This is a genomic window from Frankia sp. R82 (assembly GCF_023716925.1).
Classification (GTDB): Bacteria; Actinomycetota; Actinomycetes; order Frankiales; family Frankiaceae; genus Frankia.
In genome coordinates this window covers 1-19,809 of the sequence record NZ_JAMQQG010000282.1, presented here as the reverse complement: position 1 = coordinate 19,809, position 19,809 = coordinate 1, and the positions used below count along the sequence as shown (strand labels likewise).

The 19,809-nt window shown below is 73.2% G+C and carries 22 protein-coding genes; 15 read left to right on the top strand and 7 right to left on the bottom strand.

Annotated features, from left to right (window positions below):
* The first annotated feature begins 15 nt into the window (after positions 1 to 15).
* A complete protein-coding gene (locus ND747_RS20825; RefSeq protein WP_251735598.1) occupies positions 16 to 840 on the top strand; it encodes a VCBS repeat-containing protein in 825 nt (274 codons plus the stop codon).
* A gap of 8 nt (positions 841 to 848) precedes the next feature.
* On the opposite strand, the gene ND747_RS20820 is transcribed toward ND747_RS20825, so the two are convergent.
* Together ND747_RS20820 and ND747_RS20815 are read right to left on the bottom strand one after the other, a co-directional pair.
* Complete coding sequence (locus tag ND747_RS20820; RefSeq protein WP_251735596.1) at positions 849 to 1,463, bottom strand: GNAT family N-acetyltransferase; 615 nt, start codon at positions 1,461 to 1,463, stop codon at positions 849 to 851.
* Positions 1,460 to 2,296 (bottom strand): GNAT family N-acetyltransferase, encoded by an 837-nt coding sequence (locus tag ND747_RS20815; protein ID WP_251735594.1) that lies wholly within the window; start codon positions 2,294 to 2,296, stop codon positions 1,460 to 1,462. The genes ND747_RS20820 and ND747_RS20815 overlap by 4 nt, the downstream gene beginning before the upstream one ends.
* A gap of 343 nt (positions 2,297 to 2,639) precedes the next feature.
* Between ND747_RS20815 and ND747_RS20810 the strand changes: the two genes are divergently transcribed.
* The 3 genes from ND747_RS20810 to ND747_RS20800 are packed head-to-tail and all read left to right on the top strand — an operon-like array spanning position 2,640 to position 3,893.
* Positions 2,640 to 3,329 carry a sigma-70 family RNA polymerase sigma factor gene (locus ND747_RS20810; RefSeq protein ID WP_251735592.1) on the top strand — a complete coding sequence of 230 codons (690 nt, stop codon included), beginning with the start codon at positions 2,640 to 2,642 and terminating at the stop codon, positions 3,327 to 3,329.
* Positions 3,330 to 3,339: 10 nt separating this feature from the next.
* Complete coding sequence (locus ND747_RS20805; protein ID WP_251735591.1) at positions 3,340 to 3,609, top strand: anti-sigma factor; 270 nt, start codon at positions 3,340 to 3,342, stop codon at positions 3,607 to 3,609.
* A 59-nt stretch (positions 3,610 to 3,668) separates the two neighbouring features.
* Complete coding sequence (locus tag ND747_RS20800) at positions 3,669 to 3,893, top strand: hypothetical protein (RefSeq protein ID WP_251735589.1); 225 nt, start codon at positions 3,669 to 3,671, stop codon at positions 3,891 to 3,893.
* 77 nt (positions 3,894 to 3,970) lie between these two features.
* On the opposite strand, the gene ND747_RS20795 is transcribed toward ND747_RS20800, so the two are convergent.
* Positions 3,971 to 4,765, bottom strand: coding sequence for an SDR family NAD(P)-dependent oxidoreductase (locus tag ND747_RS20795; protein WP_251735587.1), 795 nt, complete (start codon positions 4,763 to 4,765; stop codon positions 3,971 to 3,973).
* 279 nt (positions 4,766 to 5,044) lie between these two features.
* Between ND747_RS20795 and ND747_RS20790 the strand changes: the two genes are divergently transcribed.
* Positions 5,045 to 5,671 carry a helix-turn-helix domain-containing protein gene (locus ND747_RS20790; protein ID WP_251735586.1) on the top strand — a complete coding sequence of 209 codons (627 nt, stop codon included), beginning with the start codon at positions 5,045 to 5,047 and terminating at the stop codon, positions 5,669 to 5,671.
* Between the two features lie 8 nt (positions 5,672 to 5,679).
* Here ND747_RS20790 and ND747_RS20785 read toward each other — a convergent pair whose 3' ends face one another.
* Positions 5,680 to 6,429, bottom strand: coding sequence for a class I SAM-dependent methyltransferase (locus ND747_RS20785; protein WP_251735584.1), 750 nt, complete (start codon positions 6,427 to 6,429; stop codon positions 5,680 to 5,682).
* 96 nt (positions 6,430 to 6,525) lie between these two features.
* Positions 6,526 to 7,296: an ABATE domain-containing protein gene (locus ND747_RS20780; RefSeq protein ID WP_251735582.1), complete on the bottom strand. Its 771-nt coding sequence runs from the start codon at positions 7,294 to 7,296 to the stop codon at positions 6,526 to 6,528.
* On the opposite strand from ND747_RS20780, the gene ND747_RS20775 reads away from it, so the two are divergent.
* The 10 genes from ND747_RS20775 (at position 7,214) to ND747_RS20730 (ending at position 17,857) form a co-directional block, all read left to right on the top strand.
* Positions 7,214 to 8,527 carry an MFS transporter gene (locus ND747_RS20775; protein ID WP_285900866.1) on the top strand — a complete coding sequence of 438 codons (1,314 nt, stop codon included), beginning with the start codon at positions 7,214 to 7,216 and terminating at the stop codon, positions 8,525 to 8,527. The genes ND747_RS20780 and ND747_RS20775 overlap by 83 nt on opposite strands.
* Before the next feature lie 43 nt (positions 8,528 to 8,570).
* On the top strand, positions 8,571 to 9,386 hold the full coding sequence (locus tag ND747_RS20770) for a DUF2127 domain-containing protein (protein WP_251735579.1): 816 nt from the start codon (positions 8,571 to 8,573) through the stop codon (positions 9,384 to 9,386).
* Between the two features lie 176 nt (positions 9,387 to 9,562).
* Entirely contained in the window at positions 9,563 to 10,396 is an 834-nt protein-coding gene (locus ND747_RS20765; RefSeq protein ID WP_251735578.1) for an amidohydrolase family protein, read from the top strand.
* A 107-nt stretch (positions 10,397 to 10,503) separates the two neighbouring features.
* Positions 10,504 to 11,025 carry an MSMEG_0572/Sll0783 family nitrogen starvation response protein gene (locus ND747_RS20760; RefSeq protein ID WP_248824211.1) on the top strand — a complete coding sequence of 174 codons (522 nt, stop codon included), beginning with the start codon at positions 10,504 to 10,506 and terminating at the stop codon, positions 11,023 to 11,025.
* 3 nt (positions 11,026 to 11,028) lie between these two features.
* Positions 11,029 to 12,087, top strand: a complete 1,059-nt coding sequence (locus ND747_RS20755; RefSeq protein WP_251735576.1) for an MSMEG_0568 family radical SAM protein — start codon at positions 11,029 to 11,031, stop codon at positions 12,085 to 12,087.
* Complete coding sequence (locus tag ND747_RS20750) at positions 12,087 to 13,574, top strand: MSMEG_0567/sll0787 family protein (RefSeq protein ID WP_251735574.1); 1,488 nt, start codon at positions 12,087 to 12,089, stop codon at positions 13,572 to 13,574. The genes ND747_RS20755 and ND747_RS20750 overlap by 1 nt, the downstream gene beginning before the upstream one ends.
* Positions 13,571 to 14,464, top strand: a complete 894-nt coding sequence (locus ND747_RS20745; RefSeq protein ID WP_251735572.1) for a carbon-nitrogen hydrolase family protein — start codon at positions 13,571 to 13,573, stop codon at positions 14,462 to 14,464. Before ND747_RS20750 ends, ND747_RS20745 begins: the two co-directional genes overlap by 4 nt.
* A complete protein-coding gene (locus tag ND747_RS20740; RefSeq protein ID WP_251735571.1) occupies positions 14,461 to 15,843 on the top strand; it encodes an MSMEG_0569 family flavin-dependent oxidoreductase in 1,383 nt (460 codons plus the stop codon). Before ND747_RS20745 ends, ND747_RS20740 begins: the two co-directional genes overlap by 4 nt.
* Positions 15,840 to 16,694 carry a carbon-nitrogen hydrolase family protein gene (locus ND747_RS20735; RefSeq protein ID WP_251735569.1) on the top strand — a complete coding sequence of 285 codons (855 nt, stop codon included), beginning with the start codon at positions 15,840 to 15,842 and terminating at the stop codon, positions 16,692 to 16,694. Before ND747_RS20740 ends, ND747_RS20735 begins: the two co-directional genes overlap by 4 nt.
* Complete coding sequence (locus ND747_RS20730; protein WP_251735567.1) at positions 16,691 to 17,857, top strand: MSMEG_0565 family glycosyltransferase; 1,167 nt, start codon at positions 16,691 to 16,693, stop codon at positions 17,855 to 17,857. Before ND747_RS20735 ends, ND747_RS20730 begins: the two co-directional genes overlap by 4 nt.
* Here ND747_RS20730 and ND747_RS20725 read toward each other — a convergent pair.
* Positions 17,835 to 18,416 carry a hypothetical protein gene (locus ND747_RS20725; protein ID WP_251735644.1) on the bottom strand — a complete coding sequence of 194 codons (582 nt, stop codon included), beginning with the start codon at positions 18,414 to 18,416 and terminating at the stop codon, positions 17,835 to 17,837. The two genes, ND747_RS20730 and ND747_RS20725, sit on opposite strands and share 23 nt — an antisense overlap.
* 122 nt (positions 18,417 to 18,538) lie before the next feature.
* A partial coding sequence (locus tag ND747_RS20720) for a hypothetical protein (RefSeq protein ID WP_251735565.1) occupies positions 18,539 to 19,809 on the bottom strand: 1,271 nt, incomplete at its 5' end.

Below are 19,809 nucleotides of genomic sequence, written 5' to 3'. Positions count from 1 at the left end.
GAGGAGTTCCTCGAGGTGCTCTCCCTTCCCATGATCACCCGCCGGCTTGCCCCCACCACGGTCATCGCCGGCATCCTCCTCAGCGCAGGCTGCTCCGCCGGTTCCGCGTCATCCACGGCGGTGGCCACCGTCGGGCCCAGGCCGGCGACCCTCGCCACGTCCGCCGGGCCGGTCGCCGTCCCGGACGGGGCGACCACTCCGCACCGATCGCCTGGCAGCGGCGCCGGCCGGGGAACGTTGGGGGCGGGAGGAGGGACCACCCCGCACGGATCGCCGCCGGTGAACCGACCTGCGATCGACGGTGACGTCGACGGTGACGGCCGACCCGACATGCTGAGCGTCACCGGAGCCCGGCTGCTGGCGCGTTACTCCGGCGGCGGATCGGACAGCGTCGGCTTCCGGGTCGGCGAACCCTCGAGCGTGCGCGTGCTGGGCGCCGCCGATGCCGACCGGGACGGCCATGCCGAGGTCTTCGTCCAGGCCGACCGAGGAGCCAGCTTCGAGGTCTCGACCCTGTTCCGGTACGTCGACGGTCGCCTGCGTCTGGTCACCCTCGACGGCAGTCAGGCAGCCCTGGCGTACGGCGGATCGACCGGATCGGTCCAGTCCTGGTCGTGTCGGCCCTCGACGTTCCCGGATGCCGCCCTCTCCCTCGCGAGCGGACCAAGCACCGCTGCGAACGTCTATGCCCTGACCCGGACGTACTACCGGTTCGACGGTGCCCGTCTCGTGCGCCTGCGCAGCACGACCGTCCCGCCGACCCGCCTCGACGCGCTGGTACAGGACAACGACGCCGTCTCGGGCAGGCCCGGCTGCGGCTCCGTGCGCCTGGGCGAATGATCTTTTTCTCACCCGGCCCGGTGGCCCGTGCGCGGCGGCCGGGCCGGCAGGTCCAGATCCAGCCAGACGCGGTCCCGCAGCTCGATACCGTCGACGACGAGGCCCGGCGGATACCCGGTGGCCACGGTGAAGGCGTCGCGCTCGACGGACCGGAACCGGAAGCCGCACCGCTGGTAGAAACGCAGGTTGCCGACGTCCGCCGCCCCGGTCGCGACCAGCAGGGACGTCGCCCCCTCGCCGACGAGCAGATCGACCAGCGCCGAGATCAGGGCCCGGCCGACACCCCGGCCTTGGTACGCCGTCAGCACCGCCATGTTCCTGATCTCGGGCGTTCGCCCCTCGGACGGACCGGACCGGTCGGGGTGGACGGGGTGGACGGGGTGGACGGGGTGGACGGTCGGAACTACCTGGAGATGTCCCACCGGGTCCGCGCCGATCCGAGCCACCAGCACCCGGCCGAGTGACAGGTAGGCGGCAAGCTGGACGGCGGAGTCCTCGGCCAGCTCGAACAGGGCCCGCAGCTCACGCCGGTCCCCTTCGTACAGCTGGATGTTCGGCCCGGCCTGGCCGGCGGGCCGCGTCCAGCTGCCGGCCAGGCCGGGCCGCTGGCAGGGGTCGGTCATGCTGTCTCCAGGACGAGGATGGCTCGGGTGTAGAGCAGGTCGAATCCGCGACGTTGGGCGTTGCGCTGGGAGGTCGAACCCGGCTGGGTGGTGATCACGGCGACCTCGCAGCCGGCCGCGGCGGCGTCGGCGAGCCGGGCCGCGAGCAGCGCGGACTGGATACCGCGGCGACGGTGTGCCGGCACGGTCGCCGCCCCGCCGAACTGCGCGATGCCGGCCGAGATCCGCAGGCTGGCACCGCCGGCGAACTCCCCGTCGTGCCAGGCGCCATACCGTCTGACCCCGCCCGCCGTGGCGAGATCACGCATGGCCCCGAGGAGGACCTCCCGGGTGAAACCCTCGTGCGAGGGGACCCCGTCGGTGTCCGCGACGGCGACGCCGTCCGCCATGACCTCGAGCCATCGGTCGATCTCGTCCTGCCCGCTGGGCCTGATCTCGATCCCGGCCGGGGTGACCGGGCCGTGGTCGCCGGGCAGCGCACGTCCGAGCACGTTCTCGAACGAGACGAGCCGGTAGCCCCGTCCGGTCAGCAGGAGGGCGATCGCAGGGTCGGCGAGCGTGGCGACCTCGGCCTGCACCGGCGTGCCGAGGTCAGCGAACGCCCGCTCGATCTCGGCCAGCTCGGCCGGCTCCGGCACGCCGTCGAATCCGAGCCCGGCGACCTTGTTGAGCGGCGACCCGTCCTCGGCGAAGCTCGCCACCCCGCCCGCCACGGGGATCGCGAACCCCGGCGGGTCGCCCCGTCGACGGTCGTGGGCGGCGACATTGCTCTCAATGATCAGTTGCGCCTCGGCCCGCTCGATGCGGGCGGCGAGGGCAGGGTCGCAGAACAACGGCGATCTTTCGACACCTGGCTGCGGCGCCGACGGCGAGCCCGGGAGCTGCCCGGAGCGCGGACCGACCGGCAGTGGGCTGTGGCGAACAGTGGTCATACCGGTGAGTGCGCTGAACCGGCCCGCTGTTACGCGCGGGCCCCGATCGTCTTCGCCGATCTGCTGTCGGGTGGCCGACACCACCCGACCATCATCCGTGCGCGGTGCGGCTCTGTCGCTGCCAGGCCCGGAGTCATCCCACGAACCGTGGTCGCTCAGCCCGATCTCCGCCGTGCCAGCGACCGCGCCTCGCACCTCATACCGTGGCAACCCCTGATCCAGGAAAACTGCCTATGGTGTCGGTGTGGAGGCTCGGCAACCGAGGTGCACCGGGTCGGCGTCGACCACCACGTCCGATGAGGCCGATCTGGTGCGGGCGCTGCGGGGCGGGGATGAGCAGGCGTTCGCGGAGCTGGTCGGGCGGTTGACTCCGTCGATGCTCGCCGTGGCGGCGGGTCGGGTACCCGGCCGGACCGTGGCCGAGGAGGTCGTGCAGGAGACGTGGTTGGCCGTGCTCACCGGGCTGGACCGGTTCGAGGGCCGATCCAGCCTGCGGACCTGGGTGTTCGGCATCCTGCTCAACATCGCCCGCACTCGGGGCGCGCGGGAACGCCGCAGTGTCCCGTTCAGCAGTGCCTTTCCCACCGATCAGGCCGGGCCGCAGGCGCAGGCCGGCCCGACGGTCGATCCGGGCCGGTTCCATCCGCCGGGCACGCCGTGGTCAGGCCACTGGACGGCTGTGCCGCAGCCGTGGGAGCTGCCCGAGAACGCCCTGCTGTCCCACGAGATCCGCACCCGGCTGCGCGCCGCCCTCGACGCCCTGCCACCCGGCCAGCGCGCGGTCGTGCACCTGCGTGACGTCCAGGGCCTTGACGCGGCCGAGGTCTGCGCGATCCTCGACCTCGAACCGGGCAACCAGCGCGTGCTGCTGCACCGCGGACGAGCTCGCATCCGCCAGGCGCTGGAGGACTACATCCACGAGGAACCGGCATGAGGACGGAGGCATGTTCTTGACCCACGGCCTGGACATCGACTGCAACGAGCTCGTCGAGCTCGTCACCGCCTATCTCGACGACGCCCTCGACCCGGACACCCGGCGCCGTTTCACCGATCATCTTGACCTGTGCGACGGCTGCGACACCTACGTGGAACAGATGCGTCAGACCATACGACTCACCGGCGCACTGGCTGCGGACGATCTGGCACCCGACCTGCGCGAAACCCTGCTCACCGCGTTCCGCGGATGGAAGAACGGCACCGCACCGCCGGCCTGAACGCAGCCGGCGGGCGGCACTACCATCCAGCAATGTCCGCGCGACTCGATCGATCCTGGGTGGTACTTGCCAGCCTGCAGACTGCTGAGGCCGATCGCTGTGTCGACATCTTTCGCCGCCCTGACGGGACGTTCGGTTTCGAGGAGTTCCGCCGCGATCCGGAGGACATGGGTGTCTGGACGCCGGTCCTGTACTTCTCCGGCCTGGAGTACCCGAGCGAGACCGAGACCCTCGCCGCCGCCCGCAGCGCGGTGCCGTGGCTCGCCCTCCTCCCCGATTCCTGAGACCCCTGACTCCTGAGACCCCTGACTCCTGAGACCGCTGACTCCTGAGACCGCTGACTCCTGGCACCCGGACGTGATCAGTAGCCGAAGGCGGTGGGGCGGCCCTGGGCGCCGTCGACGGTGATGTCGGCACCGTTGATCCAGGCGGCGCGTTCCGACAGCAGGAAGGTGACGACGTCGGCGACCTCGTCGTCGGTGCCGAGCCGACCGGCGGGGAAATCCCGGCGGACGAACTCGGCGAAACCGTCCGGATCCTGCTCGGAGTAGGTTTCCCAGGCCCCGCCGGGAAAGAGAATGGAGCCCGGGCTGACCGCGTTGACCCGCACCTTCACCGGGGCCAGCTCCCGCGCAAAGGCGGCGGCGAGGTAGACCTCCGCGGCCTTGGCCGCACCGTACTGGGCCAACGGGGCCGGTTTCACCGCGGCGACCGACGAGATGATGACCACCGAGCCGCCGCCGCTCGCCGTCAGATGTGGGACGGCGCTGCGCAGCGCGCGCACGGCATGGCCGGCGTTGAGCTCGAAGGTCTGCGCCCAGTCCTGCGCGGTGGACTCGAGCAGGCCGCCGCCGACGATGCCGCCGACGTTAGCGACCAGCAGGTCGACCCGGCCGAACGCGCCGGCCGCGGTGTCGACGAAGCGCTCGACCTCGCCGGGCTGGGTCACGTCGGCCACGCAGGTGAACACGTCGGCGCTGGCGCCGTCCGGCCCCTCGGCCGCCAGGTCGCGGGCGGTGCGAGCGAGCGTCTCCGGGTCGCGTCCGCAGAGGGCGACCCGAGCTCCTTCCGCGGCCAGCCGCCGGGCGATGGCGCGGCCGATGCCCCGCGATCCGCCCGTGACCAGCGCAGCCTTACCCTCCAGATGAAGATCCACTGAGATGCCCCCGAACGTCGATCTCTCGTCGATCCGTGCGCCGCTCGAGCTCGTCCACCGCAGCGACTACCACGCGACCGATGGACACGTAAAGCGAGCACATGAAAGGGAAGGGTGACAGAAATACCACTCCAGGCGTTCGCCTATGTGCTCTAAGAAACATTTCTGGGCAGCGCCGCACCGCGAACGCGGTACCTGAGCCAGCCGGGCGGTCACCAACGGCCGGTGCGCAGCGGGCGGTGCGCGACGCACCGCCCGTGTTGCGCATAGGTTGCTGGAATGGCACGCGAGGCGCACGACGGCGAACTGGAGACGGCGCTGGCGGCCGTCGGGCCACGGCTGCGGCGACTGCGGCAGGAGCGGGAGACGACACTGGCGGCCCTGTCGGCGACCACCGGCATCTCCACCAGCACGTTGTCGCGACTCGAGTCGGGGCAGCGCAAGGCCACCCTGGAGCTGCTGCTACCGCTGGCCCGCGCCTACGGGGTGCCCCTCGACGAGCTCGTGGGCTCCCCACCCACCGGCGATCCCCGCGTGCACGGCACGCCGATCTCCTTCGGTGGCATCACGGCGATTCCGCTGTCGCGCCGGCCCGGCGGGATCCAGACGTTCAAAATGATCCTTCCCGCCGGAAGCCAGCGGCGCGAGCCGGACCAGAGGAGCCACGAGGGCTACGAGTGGCTGTTCGTGCTCAGTGGCCGGCTGCGGATCGTTCTCGCCGAGCATGATTTCGTGCTCGGCCCGGGTGAGGCCGCCGAGTTCGACACCCGGGTACCGCACTGGTTCGGCGGCGCCGACGAGCATCCCGTCGAGATTCTCAGCATCTTCGGCCCGCAGGGTGAACGCGTCCACATCCGCGCCCGCTCCCGCTCCCGCTCGACGTCCACCGCCGGCCAGCGCGGCTGAGACCCGGATCAGCCGGTGCGCTGCAGCCGCACGACGCTGTCGGTGCGGGTGCCGGGCACACCCTCGGGGGACGCCACGCTGGGGACGACCACGGCGCGGGCCGCGACGACGGTCCAGCCGGCCAGGTCGAGGGAGGCGACGATCTCCTCGGGGGTGGGCAGGTCGAGGTGTGCCGGCGGCTCGGTCATCCAGGACGGCGCGCCCAGGTGGCCGATGATGATCAGAGTGCCGCCCGCGGCCACCGCCGCCGCGGCCCGGCGCAGGATCTGCTCGCGGTCCAGCCGGACCGGCGAGTGCAGGTAGGCCGTGGTGACCAGGTCCCAGCTGCCGGCGGGGACGTCGGTGTCGAGGTTGTGGCAGGACCAGCAAATCCGTTCGCCGAGGCCAAGCGCCTGCGCCGCGGCGGCCCCGCGCGCCAGTGCGGTCGGGGAGATGTCGACCGCATCGACCTGCCAGCCCTGACCGGCCAGCCAGATCGCGTCACCCCCGGTGCCGCAGCCAAGATCCAGCGCGGTGCCGGACGGGATGGACCCGGCCGGGCGGACCACGATGGGGCGCTCGGCCAGTTCGTCGACGAGGGCCGGGTTGGCTCGGCCGCTCCACGGCTCACCCTCGGCGTAGAACCGTTCCCACAGCTCGGTGGGATCAGTTGCGGGATCGACGTCGTGAATCCAGTGCCGGCCGGAACTGCGCTGGTCTCCGTGATCCGCATGGTTCCCGTGACCCGCCGTGTCGCCGTGAGCCGCTGCCTCGTTCATGGTTGACCACCTCCACCGGCAGCGTGCCGTCCGAACGACCAGGGCGGCAAGAAAGCTTGCTGAAATGGCAAGATGAGCCCTGTCCGCGGCGCCGTCCTACCGGGGACGGGCGGTGCGCAGGTTTTCCTTCTTGGCCTTGTTGCCACAGGTGTTCATCGAGCACCAGCGGCGCTGCCCCGGCCGGGAGCTGTCAAGGAACAGGGCGCGGCAGTCGGGGCCGGCGCACTCGTGCACCCGGGCGAGCGCGGGCGAGGCGACCAGGTCGAGGGCGTCCCGGGCGATCAGGGCGAGGGTCGCGGCCACCGGGTCGTCCGCATGCCAGGAAAGGCCCAGGGTGTCGTCCAGCCGGGGCGCCGGCACCGGCCAGGCCGCCACCGCGTTGACGATCTCCCGCGCGGACGGGGGGCGGCCAGGGATGGCCGGGGGTTGCGCGGAACCGCCCGAACCGCGGCCGACCACGATCAGCTGGTGGATGGCCTCGCGCAGCTCGCGGGCCTGGGCCGCCCGCCCGTCCAGCACCGGCCGGGGGCCGGGAAGCGCCGACCATGGGCCGAACCGGTCGAGCCAGGCCGCCACGGCGGCGGCGTCGGGCAGCTCCTCGACCTGGGTGGAGGTGCCGCGGTGGCGCAGCGTGCGGATGAAGTCGAGGCACAGGCGGCCCGACCCGGACCGAAAGGCGTGCCCGACGGAGGCGGAGGCCATGTCCCGACGATACGCCTCGGCGAACCAGTCTAACTGGTACCTTGAGAACCAGTATGACTGGTTCTCGATCCAGGGAGGCCGCATGGCGGGCAGGCCGGACAGCACACCGTCGCCCAGAACGATCTTCCTATTGGCGCTGTCCTGCGGTGTGGGGGTGGCGAACATCTACTTTCCGCAGGCGATCAGCCCGCTCATCGCTGACGGTCTGCACGTCTCGGACGCCCAGGCGACCCGGGTGGTGACCGCAAACCAGGCCGGCTACGCCGCCGGGATCTTCCTGCTGGTACCGCTCGGCGACCGGATCGCCACCCGCCGGCTCGTCTGCACGCTGCTGGGCATCGTTTCGGCGGGGCTGCTGGTGGCGGGCACCGCACCGAGCCTGCCGGTGCTGGTTGCGGCCAGTGCGGTGGTCGGGGTGACGACAGTCGTCCCGCAGATCATCATCGCGACGTCGGTCGGGCTCGTGCCCGAGGCGCGTCGGGGTGCGGTCACCGGGACGCTGCTCTCCGGCCTGATCGGCGGGATCCTGCTGGCCCGGACGTTCGGCGGGGCGCTCGGGACGTGGCTGGGGTGGCGGGCGCCGTACCTGGTGGCGGCAGCGCTGATGCTGGTGCTGGCCGTCGTGCTGACCGGCGTCCTGCCGACGGCCCAGCCGGCCTCCCGGCAGCGTTACCCGGCCCTGGTCGCCGCCGCTCCCCTGCTGCTGCGCGCCGAGCCGGCCCTGCGCCGGTCCTGCCTGTTCCAGGGCCTCGCACTGGCCGGGTTCAGTGCCGCGTGGACCAGCCTCACCCTGTATGTCACCAGCTCCGCCTATGGCGTCAGGGCGGTGGCCGTCGGGGTGATCGCGCTGGTCGGGGCGGCGAGCATGGTGGTCACTCCGCGGGCCGGGCGGCTGGTCGACCGGCGCGGACCGGATGTCGTCAGCGTCGCCGCGATGGGCGGAAGTCTCGCCGCGGCCGCCCTGCTGCTGACCGGTTGCCTTGGCGGTGCGCTCGGGCTGGTCGGGCTGACGGCCGGGATGCTCCTGCTCGACGTCGCCGTCCAGTCCGGGCAGGTGGCCAACCAGTCCCGAGTGTTCGCGCTCGCACCGGCGATGCGGTCGCGGCTCAACACCGCCTATATGAGCTGTGTCTTCTTTGGCGCCAGCATCGGCTCGTGGCTCGGCGTCACGGTGTACGACCTGCTGGGCTGGACCGGTGTCTGCCTGCTGATCGCCGGGTCGGCTGCCCTCGCCCTGCTGGCCGCCGGCGTGCACGCCGTCACGGCCGGACGCTCGGCCATCGCCGAACCGCCGCCGCCGCATCGCCCCGAGGTGTCGGGTGAGCGCCAGGCGCCGCTCGACGGGTCGGCGAAGCTGCCAGACTCGGTGACCGTCGGCGTCGCCGATCGGGGTTGACGACCGGAGCTGACGGCCGACGCTGACGGCCGGGTTGAAGGGGATGCGGGTGGACTGGGAGCTGCGGGCGTGTGCCCGCAAGGGACACGTCACCTACCGGCCGGACGAGCCGGAGCTCGCCGCGCGGCTGACGGCGGTGACGCCGGCCGGCCAGAGCTGGCGGTGCCTACGGTGCGGGGACTTCGTACCGGGCCCGCCGAAGCTCGCCGGCCCAGCCCAGGACGCGCCCCTGCTGCTGCGCGGACGGGCACTGCGCGACGCCACCGTCCTGCGGCTGCTCGCGGCGGAACGGTTCGTCCGGGCGCTGCTCATGGTGCTGATCGGGTACGCCATCCTGCGGTTTCGCCGTTCGGAGGGGCAGGTCCAGCAACTGTTCGACCGGGCGGTGCCCGCCGCCCGGCCCTTGGCGGATGTGCTGCATCTCGACCTCGACCATTCGCCGACCATCGAACATCTGCGCCATCTCATCCACACGCAGCCAAAGACGCTGCTGCTCGTGGCGTGCCTGCTGTTCGGTTATGCGGCGGTGCAGATCGTCGAGGCGGTCGGGTTGTGGCTGCTCAAGCGCTGGGGCGAGTACTTCGCGGTCGTCGCCACGTCGGCATTCCTACCGCTGGAGATCTACGAACTGACCGAGCGCATCACGGTGCTGCGGATCGGGGCGCTGGTCGTCAACGTCGCCGCGGTCGCCTATCTGATCGCCAGCAAGCGGCTGTTCGGGGTGCGCGGCGGGGCGGCGGCGTTCGAGGCGGGACGACACGCCGAGTCCCTGCTCGAGGTCGAGGACGCGGCGCAGGTCAGGCATGTTTCGGCCGATGGTCAGGATGCATTTCCGCCGGATGTACACGTACGGCACTAGCCGGGACGATACAGTGCGCCATCCGGCGGACGGCGTGGGATCTCCCCTGGTGGACAGGGAGCCCGGCAACCGGAAGTCGGCCGAGACCGTCCCGTCCCAGCCCAGGAGGGCCGATCCGCGCGAAACGCGAACATGTTCCGACGTTCATCGATCCGACATACCGCAACCGTGTACTGATGGACATGTTCTCCACCGGCCTCGCCGATGCGCACCGACACCTTGGTGTGCTTCCGGCGTTCCCGTTCTACGGGGGTCCGGCCGTGCACCCCGACATCAGCGCCCGGGCGACGATCGACGAGCTCATCGCCGACCTCGACCGGGAGGGCACCGCCCGTGCCCTGGTGATCCCGAACTACGGGGTGCCCGACGTCACCCACACCTTCGCCCTCAACGACCTGGTGCTGGACGCCGCCGCACGCGACGACCGGATCCGGGCCGGCCTGTACGTCTCGCCCCTGCCCCGGGACGCGGAACTCACCGCCCGCGCTCTCGCCCTGGCCGGCGAGCACGGCGTGCGGGCGCTCAAGACCACCTTCCTGCTCGGGGGCAGCGTCGACGATGCCGGCTGCCTCGCCCAGCTGGACCAGATCTTCGCCGCCGCGGTCGCGCACGACCTGACCGTGCACGTCCACACCTCGCCCGGCGCGGCCAGCGACATCGACCGGGTCGGCCAGCTCGTCGACCGGTACGGCGACGAGGCGAAGATCCACCTGGTGCATTTCGGGGGTGGAATGAGTGGTCACATCAAGCTCGCCGGTGGCCGGTTCTTCGACTGGATCGCCGCCGGGAAGCGGGTCTACACGGACCTGAGCTGGGCGATCGGATTCGCACCGCGCTGGCTTGCCGCGGAGATAGACCGCCGCGGCATCGGGCACGACCGGCTGTTGTTCGCCTCCGACGAACCGTGGGGCGACCAGACCGGCGAGTACGCCCGCATGACGGCCGCGGTGGGCGACGGTGAGCTGTCCCGGCATGTGTTCGGCGAGAACTTCGCCGCCCTCTACGACTGACCTCCGAACCCCGACCGTCCCCCCACCGCAGTACCCGGCACCACACCATCTGTTCGGCGCGCCATCCCGTCGTGCGCGGCCCCGTCTCCCAGCAAGGAGCAGCAAGGATGTCCCTGGACGACACGATTGCCGAGAACATCGCCCGCAGCCTGGCGGAGATTCCGCACCCCTCCCTGCCCAAGGGCAGCAACATCTACGGCTCCACCAAGATTTTCCCCGACTACCAGGCCGAGAACGGCGAGTCGTACTTCACGCTCGTCCACGGAATCGCGCACGAGTCGTCGGTGAGTTTCGTCGCCGTTCTGCAGGCCACCCGTGCGCTGCGCAAGGGTTTCGAGTCGGCCATCTACTTCTACGGACCCGGCGCGATCAACTGCGTCGCGAACCGTGGTTTCCCGACGACCGGCGACGCGGCCTTCCCCGGCGAGACGAACATCAACCTGGCGCTGGAGACGTTCATCAAGGAGGGCGGCACGGTCTACTGCTGCCGATTCGGCCTCGCACTGCACGGCGCCCGCGAGGAGGACCTCATCGCCGGCGTCATTCCCGCGCACCCGCTCGACGTCCAGGACGCCGTGATCCACTACGCGCGCAAGGGTGCCATCATCAACTCCACCTACATGGTGTGAACGATGACGAGCACCGCGCTGAGAAGTGAGCTCGCGGTCCGCGGGGTGGCCCTGGACGCACCCGTGCGGCGCACGGGTGGCGCCGGGCCCTCCGACGACGGCCATGTCCTGCTCGACGGGGTCGGCACCGCGCTGCCGATCGTGGCGACCAGCCGCTACCGGGTGAGCGAGGGTCGGCTGCTGCTCGACGGGGCCGATCTCGGCCTCGACGTCGAGGCGGTGCGCCGGCCGGCGTTCTACGACCTGCGCACCGCCGAGGGCGTCGCCTACCACCAGATCGCCCGGCTGCACGGCGCGGACGTGCTGGCCACCACCGTCGTGCAGACCTGCATCCGCTACGCCGAGGACCAGCGCTGCCGGTTCTGCGCGATCGAGGAGTCGCTGCGCGCCGGGGCGACGACCGCGGTGAAGACCCCGGCACAGCTCGCCGAGGTCGCCGAGGCGGCGGTGCGCCTGGACGGGATCCGACACATGGTGATGACCACCGGAACGTCCAGCGGACGGGACCGCGGTGCCCGGCACCTGACCCGTTGCGTGCGGGCGGTGCTCGCCGCGGTGCCGGGGCTCGCGGTCCAGGTGCAGTGCGAGCCGCCGGGGGATCTCGCCGTGCTCGGTGAGCTGCGCGAGGCCGGCGCGGTCAGCATCGGCATCCACGTCGAGTCCCTCGACGACGAGGTGCGCCGGCGCTGGATGCCGGGCAAGGGGTCCGTGCCGCTGGCCGAGTACCGGGCGGCCTGGCGAGAGGCGGTGCGGGTGTTCGGCCGCAACCAGGTCTCCACCTATCTGATCATCGGTCTCGGCGAGGACCCGGACGAGCTGGTCGCCGGCGCGGCCGAACTCGTCGAGCTCGGCGTCTACCCGTTCGTCGTGCCGCTGCGGCCGATCGCCGGCACCCTCGCCGTCGACGTGGACGGGGCGCTCACCCCCTCCGCGGCCGTCGTCGCCGACGTGACCAGCCGGGTCGCCGCCCTGCTGCGCGCGGCCGGGATGACCGGCGCCGACCAGCGGGCCGGCTGTGCGGCCTGCGGGGCGTGCAGCGCCCTGCGCTCGGCAGGTGCGTGATGTCGCTGGGAGACGTCCTGCTCGGCGTGCCGGCGCCGGACACCCGGCGCCGGGCGTGGACGATCGACACCGCGGACGACCCGCGGGCGCTGGCCGCCTACCGGCGGCTGCGCCACGACGTGTTCGTCACCGAGCAGGGCCTGTTCACCGGCAACGACCATGACGACGCCGACGACGACCCGCGCACGGTCGTCCTGCTCGCCCATGACGGCGACGGTTTCCTGCTCGGCGGCGTCCGCCTGCACTGCGTCACCGGTAACGGCGATGTCACCGACGACGCCGATCTGGGCTGGTGGCGCGGCAGCCGGCTGGCGGTGGACCGGTCGGCGCGGCGGCGGGCGTCCGGGGTGGGCGCGGCCCTGGTACGCGCGGCCTGCGCGCACGCCGAGCAGGCCGGGGTGCTGCGGTTCGAGGCGACCGTGCAGCCGGCTCCGGCGCGGATGTTCGCCCGGCTCGGCTGGCGGCCCATCCGAGCGCAGGTCGTCGCCGGCCGGTCCCATGTGCTGATGCGCTGGCCGGTGGACCGGCTCGCCCGGCAGGCGGCCGCGGTGAAGGCGCCGCTGGGCGGGCTGCTCGGTGAGCTGCGTCCCGGTGGGGACGGGTTTGTCGGCGACGACGGCGCACCCGTGCCGGGCAGTGATCTCGTGGCCGCCTGTGACGCGATCGTGCCGTCGCTGGTCGAGCGGGACCCGGAATGGGCCGGCTGGTGCGGGGTGCTGGTCAACGCCGGCGATCTTGCGGCGATGGGGGCCGAACCCGTCGGGCTGCTCGACGCGCTCGGCGCCCGGGATGCCTCCTTCGCCGCCCGGGTGCTGTCCGGGCTGCGGGCCGCCTCCGCCGCCTACCGGCTGCCCGTCCTCGGCGGGCACACCCAGTTCGGTGTGCCGGCGGCGCTGTCGGTGACGGCGCTGGGGCGGACGTCGCGCCCGGTGCCGGCCGGCGGTGGGCGACCCGGCCAGGCCGTGACGCTGACCGCCGACCTCGGTGGCGGCTGGCGGCGCGGGCACACCGGCCGCCAGTGGGACTCCAGCAGCACCCGACGGGCCGCGGAGCTGGCCGCGATGACCAGCGTCGTCGCCCGCACCGGCCCCGCCGCGGCGAAGGATGTCAGCATGGCCGGCATCGTCGGCACCCTCGGCATGCTCGCCGAGGCCAGCGGCTGCGCCGCGGTGCTGGACGTGGCCGCCGTGCCGCGTCCCGCCGGGGTGGGCCTGGCCGACTGGCTGTCCTGCTTTCCCGGTTTCGCCATGCTCACCGCCGACGAGCCCGGCCGTGGCGTCGCCGCTGCCGGACCGGCGATCAGCGCCGTCTGCGGCGCCCTGGTCGCCGGCTCCGGGGTGGCGCTGCGCTGGCCCGACGGTGACGTCACCGAGGGTGTGCCCGGCGCCGTCACCGGCCTCGGCCCGGCCGGCCCGGGGCGTCCGATCCATCCGGTGCGCCCGGTGCATCCGGTCCGTCCGGTGCGCCCCGCAGGAGGAAATCCATGATCACGGTTGCGGCGGTGGCCGCCGAGTTCGGACGTGACCTGTCCGCGGCGTTCGCCCGCATCGAAGCCCTGCTCGACGCCGCGCGGGACCGCGGCGCGAGCCTGGTCGTGCTGCCCGAGGCCGCCCTCGGCGGCTACCTGACCGCCCTCGACACCGAGCGCCCTGGCCCTGCCTCTGGTCCTGGCGCCAAGGCCGGCTCCGGGGGCGAGTCGTCCGCGCTGCCACCCGCGCTGGATCTCGACGGGCCGGAGCTGCGCCGGCTCGCCGCGCTGGCCGGGGACATGGTCGTCGCCGCCGGCCTGTGCGAGTCCGATGGAGCGGCCCGGTACAACACCGCGGTCGCCGTCAACGGCGACGGGGTGCTCGGCGTCCACCGCAAGGTGCACCAACCGCTCGGCGAGGGCATATCGTACCGGGCCGGCGACCGTTTCGCCGCGTTCGACACGCCGGTGGGGCGCCTGGGCATGCTGATCTGCTACGACAAGGCCTTCCCGGAGGCGGCGCGCGCGCTGGCCGTCGACGGCGCGCAGATCGTCGCGTGCCTGTCGGCGTGGCCGGCCGCGCGCACGTTCGCCACTCCCGACCTCGCCCAGGACCGATGGACCCGCCGCTTCGACCTGTTCGACCGGGCCCGGGCGCTGGAGAACCAGGTGCTGTGGGTGTCGGCCAACCAGGCGGGCACGTTCGGCTCCCTGCGCTTCGTGGCCAGCGCCAAGGTCGTCGACGCCGGCGGCGACATCCTGGCCACTACCGGCACCGCCCCCGGCGTCGCCTACGCCACCGTCGACCTGACCGACATGCTCTCGGCCGCCCGGGCCAGCATGTTCCACCTACGCGACCGGCGCCCCGACACCTACCCGGCCGGCGCCGCGGGACGGATCCAGCCGTGAGCGAACATCTTCCGGTCGTCATCGTCGGTGGCGGCCAGGCCGGCCTTGCCCTGAGCTGGCACCTGGTCGCCGCGGACATCGAGCACGCCGTGTTGGAACGCGACACCGCGCTGCACACCTGGCGCGACGCCCGCTGGGACAGCTTCTGCCTGGTCACCCCGAACTGGCAGTGCCAGCTGCCCGGCTACGGCTACGCCGGCCCCGACCCGGACGGCTTCATGGTCCGCGCGCAGATCCTCGCGTGGCTGGACGGCTACCGCGCGAGCTTCACCCCACCCGTGCGCGAACACACCGCCGTCACCTCGCTGCGCCCCCGCGGGGACGGCCCCGGCGCCGAGGACCCCGCCGGCGGCTTCATCCTGCACACCGCTACCCCCGCCAACACCGCCACCCCCGCCAGCACCGCCACCCCCGCCACTCCCGCCACCGATGCCGACACCGGGTCGGAGATCGTGGCCGATCAGGTGGTCGTGGCCACCGGCGGCTACCACGTGCCGGCGATCCCCCGGCTGGCCGAACGGCTCCCGGCCGGGCTCGCCCAGCTGCACTCGTCCACCTACACCAACCCGGACGCGCTGCCCGCCGGGCCGGTGCTGGTCGTCGGCACCGGCCAGTCCGGCGCGCAGATCGCCGAGGACCTGCACCTGGCCGGCCGCCAGGTGCACCTGGCCGTCGGCAACGCACCGCGGTTCGCCCGCCGCTACCGCGGCCGGGACGTCATCGCCTGGATGCACGACACCGGCCACTACGCCAAACCCGTCACCGACCGGCCGCTGGCGCAACGCTCCCAGGACCGCACCAACCACTACGTCACCGGACGCGACGGCGGGCGCGACATCGACCTGCGCGCCTTCGCCCGCGACGGCATGATCCTGCACGGCCGCCTCGTCGACCTCACCGCTGGGCGGTTCCGGTTCGCCGCCGACCTGCCGGCCAACCTGGACGCCGCCGACGAGGTCTACAACGGCATCAACGGCCTGATCGACACGCACATCGCCACCCATGGCCTGGACGTGACAGTCGGCCCGAGCCGGTACGTCCCGGTGTGGCATCCGCCGTCGTCCACCGGGCCGCAGCTCGGCGTCGACGACATCGCCGCCGTGATCTGGGCGACCGGGTTCACCCGGGACTACCGCTGGCTGCACGCCGGCGTGTTCGACGGCGCCGGCCACCCGCAGCACCTGCGCGGCGTCACCGCCGTGCCCGGGCTGTACTTCCTCGGCCTGCCCTGGCTGCACACCTGGGGTTCGGGCCGGTTCGCCGGCCTCGCCCAGGACGCGGCCCACCTGGCCGAACGCATCGGCGCCCGGCACCGGTCCGGCGGGTCGGCGCAACCGGTGGAACCGGTCCGGGGGGCGGCACAGGCGGGGTGTCGATGACGGTGCTGCGTCTCGCCGCCGCGGGCGCCCACTTCGGCCGGGACCTCGACCGATCGCTGGACCGGATCAGTTCGATCATCGACGCGGCGCGCCGGGCCGATGCGGCGATGGTCGTCCTGCCCGGCGGTGCCCTCGGCGGCTATCTCGCCGACCTGCGCTCCCCCGACCCGGACGCGCTGCCACCCGCGGTGGACGCCGCCGGCCCACAGCTACGGCGGGTCGCGGCGATGGCCGGTGACCTGCTGGTCTGCGTCGGCTTCACCGAACTCGCGGGTGACCGCCGATGGAACTCTGCGGTGTGCGTCCACGGCGACGGGGTGCTCGGCCACTACCGCAAGGTGCACCAGCCGCCGGGTGAGGCCCTCGTGTACGCCGCCGGCGAGCGCATCGCCGCCTTCGACACCCCGCTCGGCCGGATCGGCATGCTCATCGACTACGACAAGACGTTCCCCGAGGCCGCCCGCACCCTGGCGCTCGACGGCGCGCGCGTTGTCGCCTGCCTGTCCGCCTGGCCCGCGAGCCTCACCCGGCGCGCCGAACGGCTCACCGCCGACCGGCAGGCCCGCCTGTTCGACCTGTACGACTGCGCCCGGGCCGCGGAGAACCAGATCGTCTGGCTGTCGTCGAACCAGACCGGCACGATGGGCGGCCTGAACTTCTTCGGTCAGGCCAAGGTGGTCGGCCCCGGCGGCGACATCCTCGCCCGCACCTGGGCCAAGGGTGGCCTCGCCGTCGCCGAACTGGACGTCGACGCCGAGATCGACCGCGCCCGTCTCGTCCTGCACCACCTCGCCGAACGCCGCCCCGACCTGTACGCCCCGGCTGCCGGCCGCATGAGCGAGCCACAGTGAACGAGCCGACGCGGATCGCGCTGCTGACGTATTCGACCCGCCCCCGCGGCGGAGTCGTGCACACCCTGGCACTGGCCGAGGCACTCGTCGACCTCGGCGCCGCCGTCGACGTGTGGACGCTGGCCCGCGGCGGGGACGGCGGCTTCTTCCGCCCGCTCGACCCGCGGGTGGTCGTGCGGGCCGTCCCGTTTCCCGACGTCGCGGACGAACCGGTCGGCGCGCGGATCGTCCGCTCCATCGCCGTGCTCGCCGCCGCGCTGCGCGCCCATCCGGCCGGCGCCGGCCCGCGGGCTGCCGGTGGCTATGACGTGGTGCACGCGCAGGACTGCATCAGTGCGAACGCCGTCCTCGACGCCGCCACTCCCGGCGGGTGCATCCGCACCATCCACCATCTCGACACGTTCACCACCCCGCAGCTCGCTGCCTGTCACGAACGCGCGGTCGTCGGCCCCACCGCACATGTGTGCGTCTCCGCGGCGGTGGCCGCCGAGGTGGCGCACGGCTGGGGAATCCGTCCGACGGTGATCCCCAACGGGGTGGACGCCGACCGGTTCCTCGCCGCGGCCGACGATCGGCCGGCCCGTCGGGCCTGGACGGACGAGCTCGGACCGTACGTGCTCGCCGTCGGTGGCATCGAGCCGCGCAAGGGCACCGCCGACCTGGTCGAGGCGATGGCGCGGGTGCGCGCCGTCCGCCCGGACCTCGCCCTCGTCATCGCCGGCGGGGAGACCCTGTTCGACTACCGCGACTACCGCGCCGAGGTGCTTTCCACCGCCGCCCGGCTCGGGGTCACCCCGCGGATCCTCGGCCCGGTCGACCACGATGCACTGCCGTCCCTGGTCGCGGCGGCCGAGGTGTTCGCCTTCGCGTCGACGAAGGAGGGCTTCGGCCTTGCGGCCCTGGAGGCGCTGGCCGCCGGGGTGCCGGTGGTGGCGCGTGACCTGCCGGTGCTGCGCGAGGTCCTCGGGCCCACGGTCCGCTACGCCGGCAACCCCGCCGACCTGGCCGTCGCCCTGCTCGCCGCCGCCGCCCACCGCGACCCGGCGCTCACCGCCGCCGGCCGCACCCTCGCCACCCGCTACACCTGGGCCGCCGCCGCCCGCGCCCACCTCGACCTCTACCGCCGTCTGGCCAGCCCGGCTAGGAGCGGGGGGACTCGCTGAAACCGCCGTCCCAGACGGCCTTCGCGCCGCTGTCGCCGATCCGGTAGATCTGCACGACCGATCCCACCGAGACGGCGACGCTGAGCACGGCGAGCACGACCACCACCGCAGGCCCCGCCCTGGTCCCGGTGGCGGCAGATCCCGCACCGGTCCCGGCTGGCTGCGCGCCGGCGCCAGCCGGGACGCGCGTCGACGGGGGGCCCGAGCGGGTACCGAACGGCCAGCCGCCGCTGGAGTAGGCCGCCCACAGCCAGCCGGCCAGGGCCAGCACGAACAGCCCGATCACCCAGGGCAGCAGCTCGTCACCGAGCTCGGCGTGCCGGCGTACCAGCTCGTCGGAGGACACCCGCTCCTCGAGCCACTCCCCCGCGTGCGTGGTGACCGGCACGCTGATCAGGGCCACCAGGGCGACCAGTGGCGTGATCAGCCCCAGCCGGCGACGCGCGGCCGGCCAGAGCGCGGCCAGCACCACCAGCAGCGCGGCCAGCGGCACCAGAATGACGACCACGTGCACCAGCAGAACGTGCGCGGGCAGCCCGTTGACCTCCGTCGGTCCCACCATGCCTCCGATCCGGGTGCGCTGCACGCTACCGTGCGCGCACAGTCAACCACCGTGTCATCTGCAGGCGTCCCGGGCAGGGACCGCCGCACCTTCCCTCACGGTTCGGCGGTGACCTCGGTTCAGGTGCTGGTGCGGTTTTCGGCCGCCGTCCTCCGGGCCGGGGACCCGGGCGGGCGTCCAGCAGGCGGTGCGGCTCGGGGCTGGGGAGCTCGGGGCCGGGAAGCTCGGGGCGGTGGGGCGCCGGAGGGCGGTACGGGTCCGGCCGCGGGTGGTGCACCGGGCGGGGGCGCTGCCGACGGTGCCGGGCCGGCGGGGGTGACGCTGGCCAGGGCCTGGAGGACGTCGGTGAACTCCCGCACGGCGGGGACGGAACGGTAGCCGGCGAGGCGGCCGGCGAGCATCCGGAGACGATCGGAGGTGCGCGCCGAGTTGACCCGGGCGTCCAGCAGGGCGATGCGGATGGCCCGTTCGCAGGCCTGCTCGACGTCGCCGCGCAGCAGGTTGACCTCGGCGAGCCAGGTCTCGTAAAGGGCGACCTCCCGGGCGCGCAGCGGATCGTAGCCGGCGAGGCCCGCCCGCAGCCGGGCCTCGGCGCGATCGGGGCGCGACAGCTGCGTCCAACAACGGCCGGCCATCACGTCGATCTCACGTTCGTCCAGCCAGTAGGCCCAGTCGGGGCGGGGCGCGCGGTCGGCGTGGTCGTAGAGCCGCTCGACCTGGGCCAGCGTGCGCTCGCAGGCGGGCCGGTCACCGGCGCGGGCATAGGCCCAGGCCAGCCGGTCGGCCAGCAGGGCCTGCGCCGCCGGCGGCGTGGCCCGGCCGACGCCGGCGCAGGCCGTCTGGGCGAGCAGCACCCCGCGGCGGACGTCCCCCTGGTTGACCAGGTGGTAGGACTGGGTGGAGATCAGGTTCGCGGCCAGTGCCACATCACCGCTGGCATGCGCCACCCGGATTCCGCCGGACAGGACACGGCGCGCGGTGGCCCCTCGGCCCGCATCCGCGGCGATCCAACCGGTGAGCTGGCAGAGCTGAGCGACCGAGGCCAGCAGCCGGCGTCCCACGGCGGCGTCGTACACCGCCTCGCGCAGCATCGTGGCGGTGGCGACCAGTTCCCGCTCGACCAGGCCGACCAGGTCCCGCCCGCCGACGTGGTCGTCGAGCCGGCGCAACTGCACGACCCGTCCTTCGACCCGCTCCGCCAGCGCCGCGCCCACATGCCGGCCGGCGGTGAGCTCCATGATCTGCGGCGGTTCGGTGAGCAGCCATTCGTGTGCCAGGCGGACGGCGTCCCAGCCGGAGGCGTCGCCATGGGCGTCACCGTGGGCATCGCCTTCCGATCCCCCCTTGAGTCCGCCCTCCGATCCCGCCGTGGCCCCGGCCGGCCGGGGCC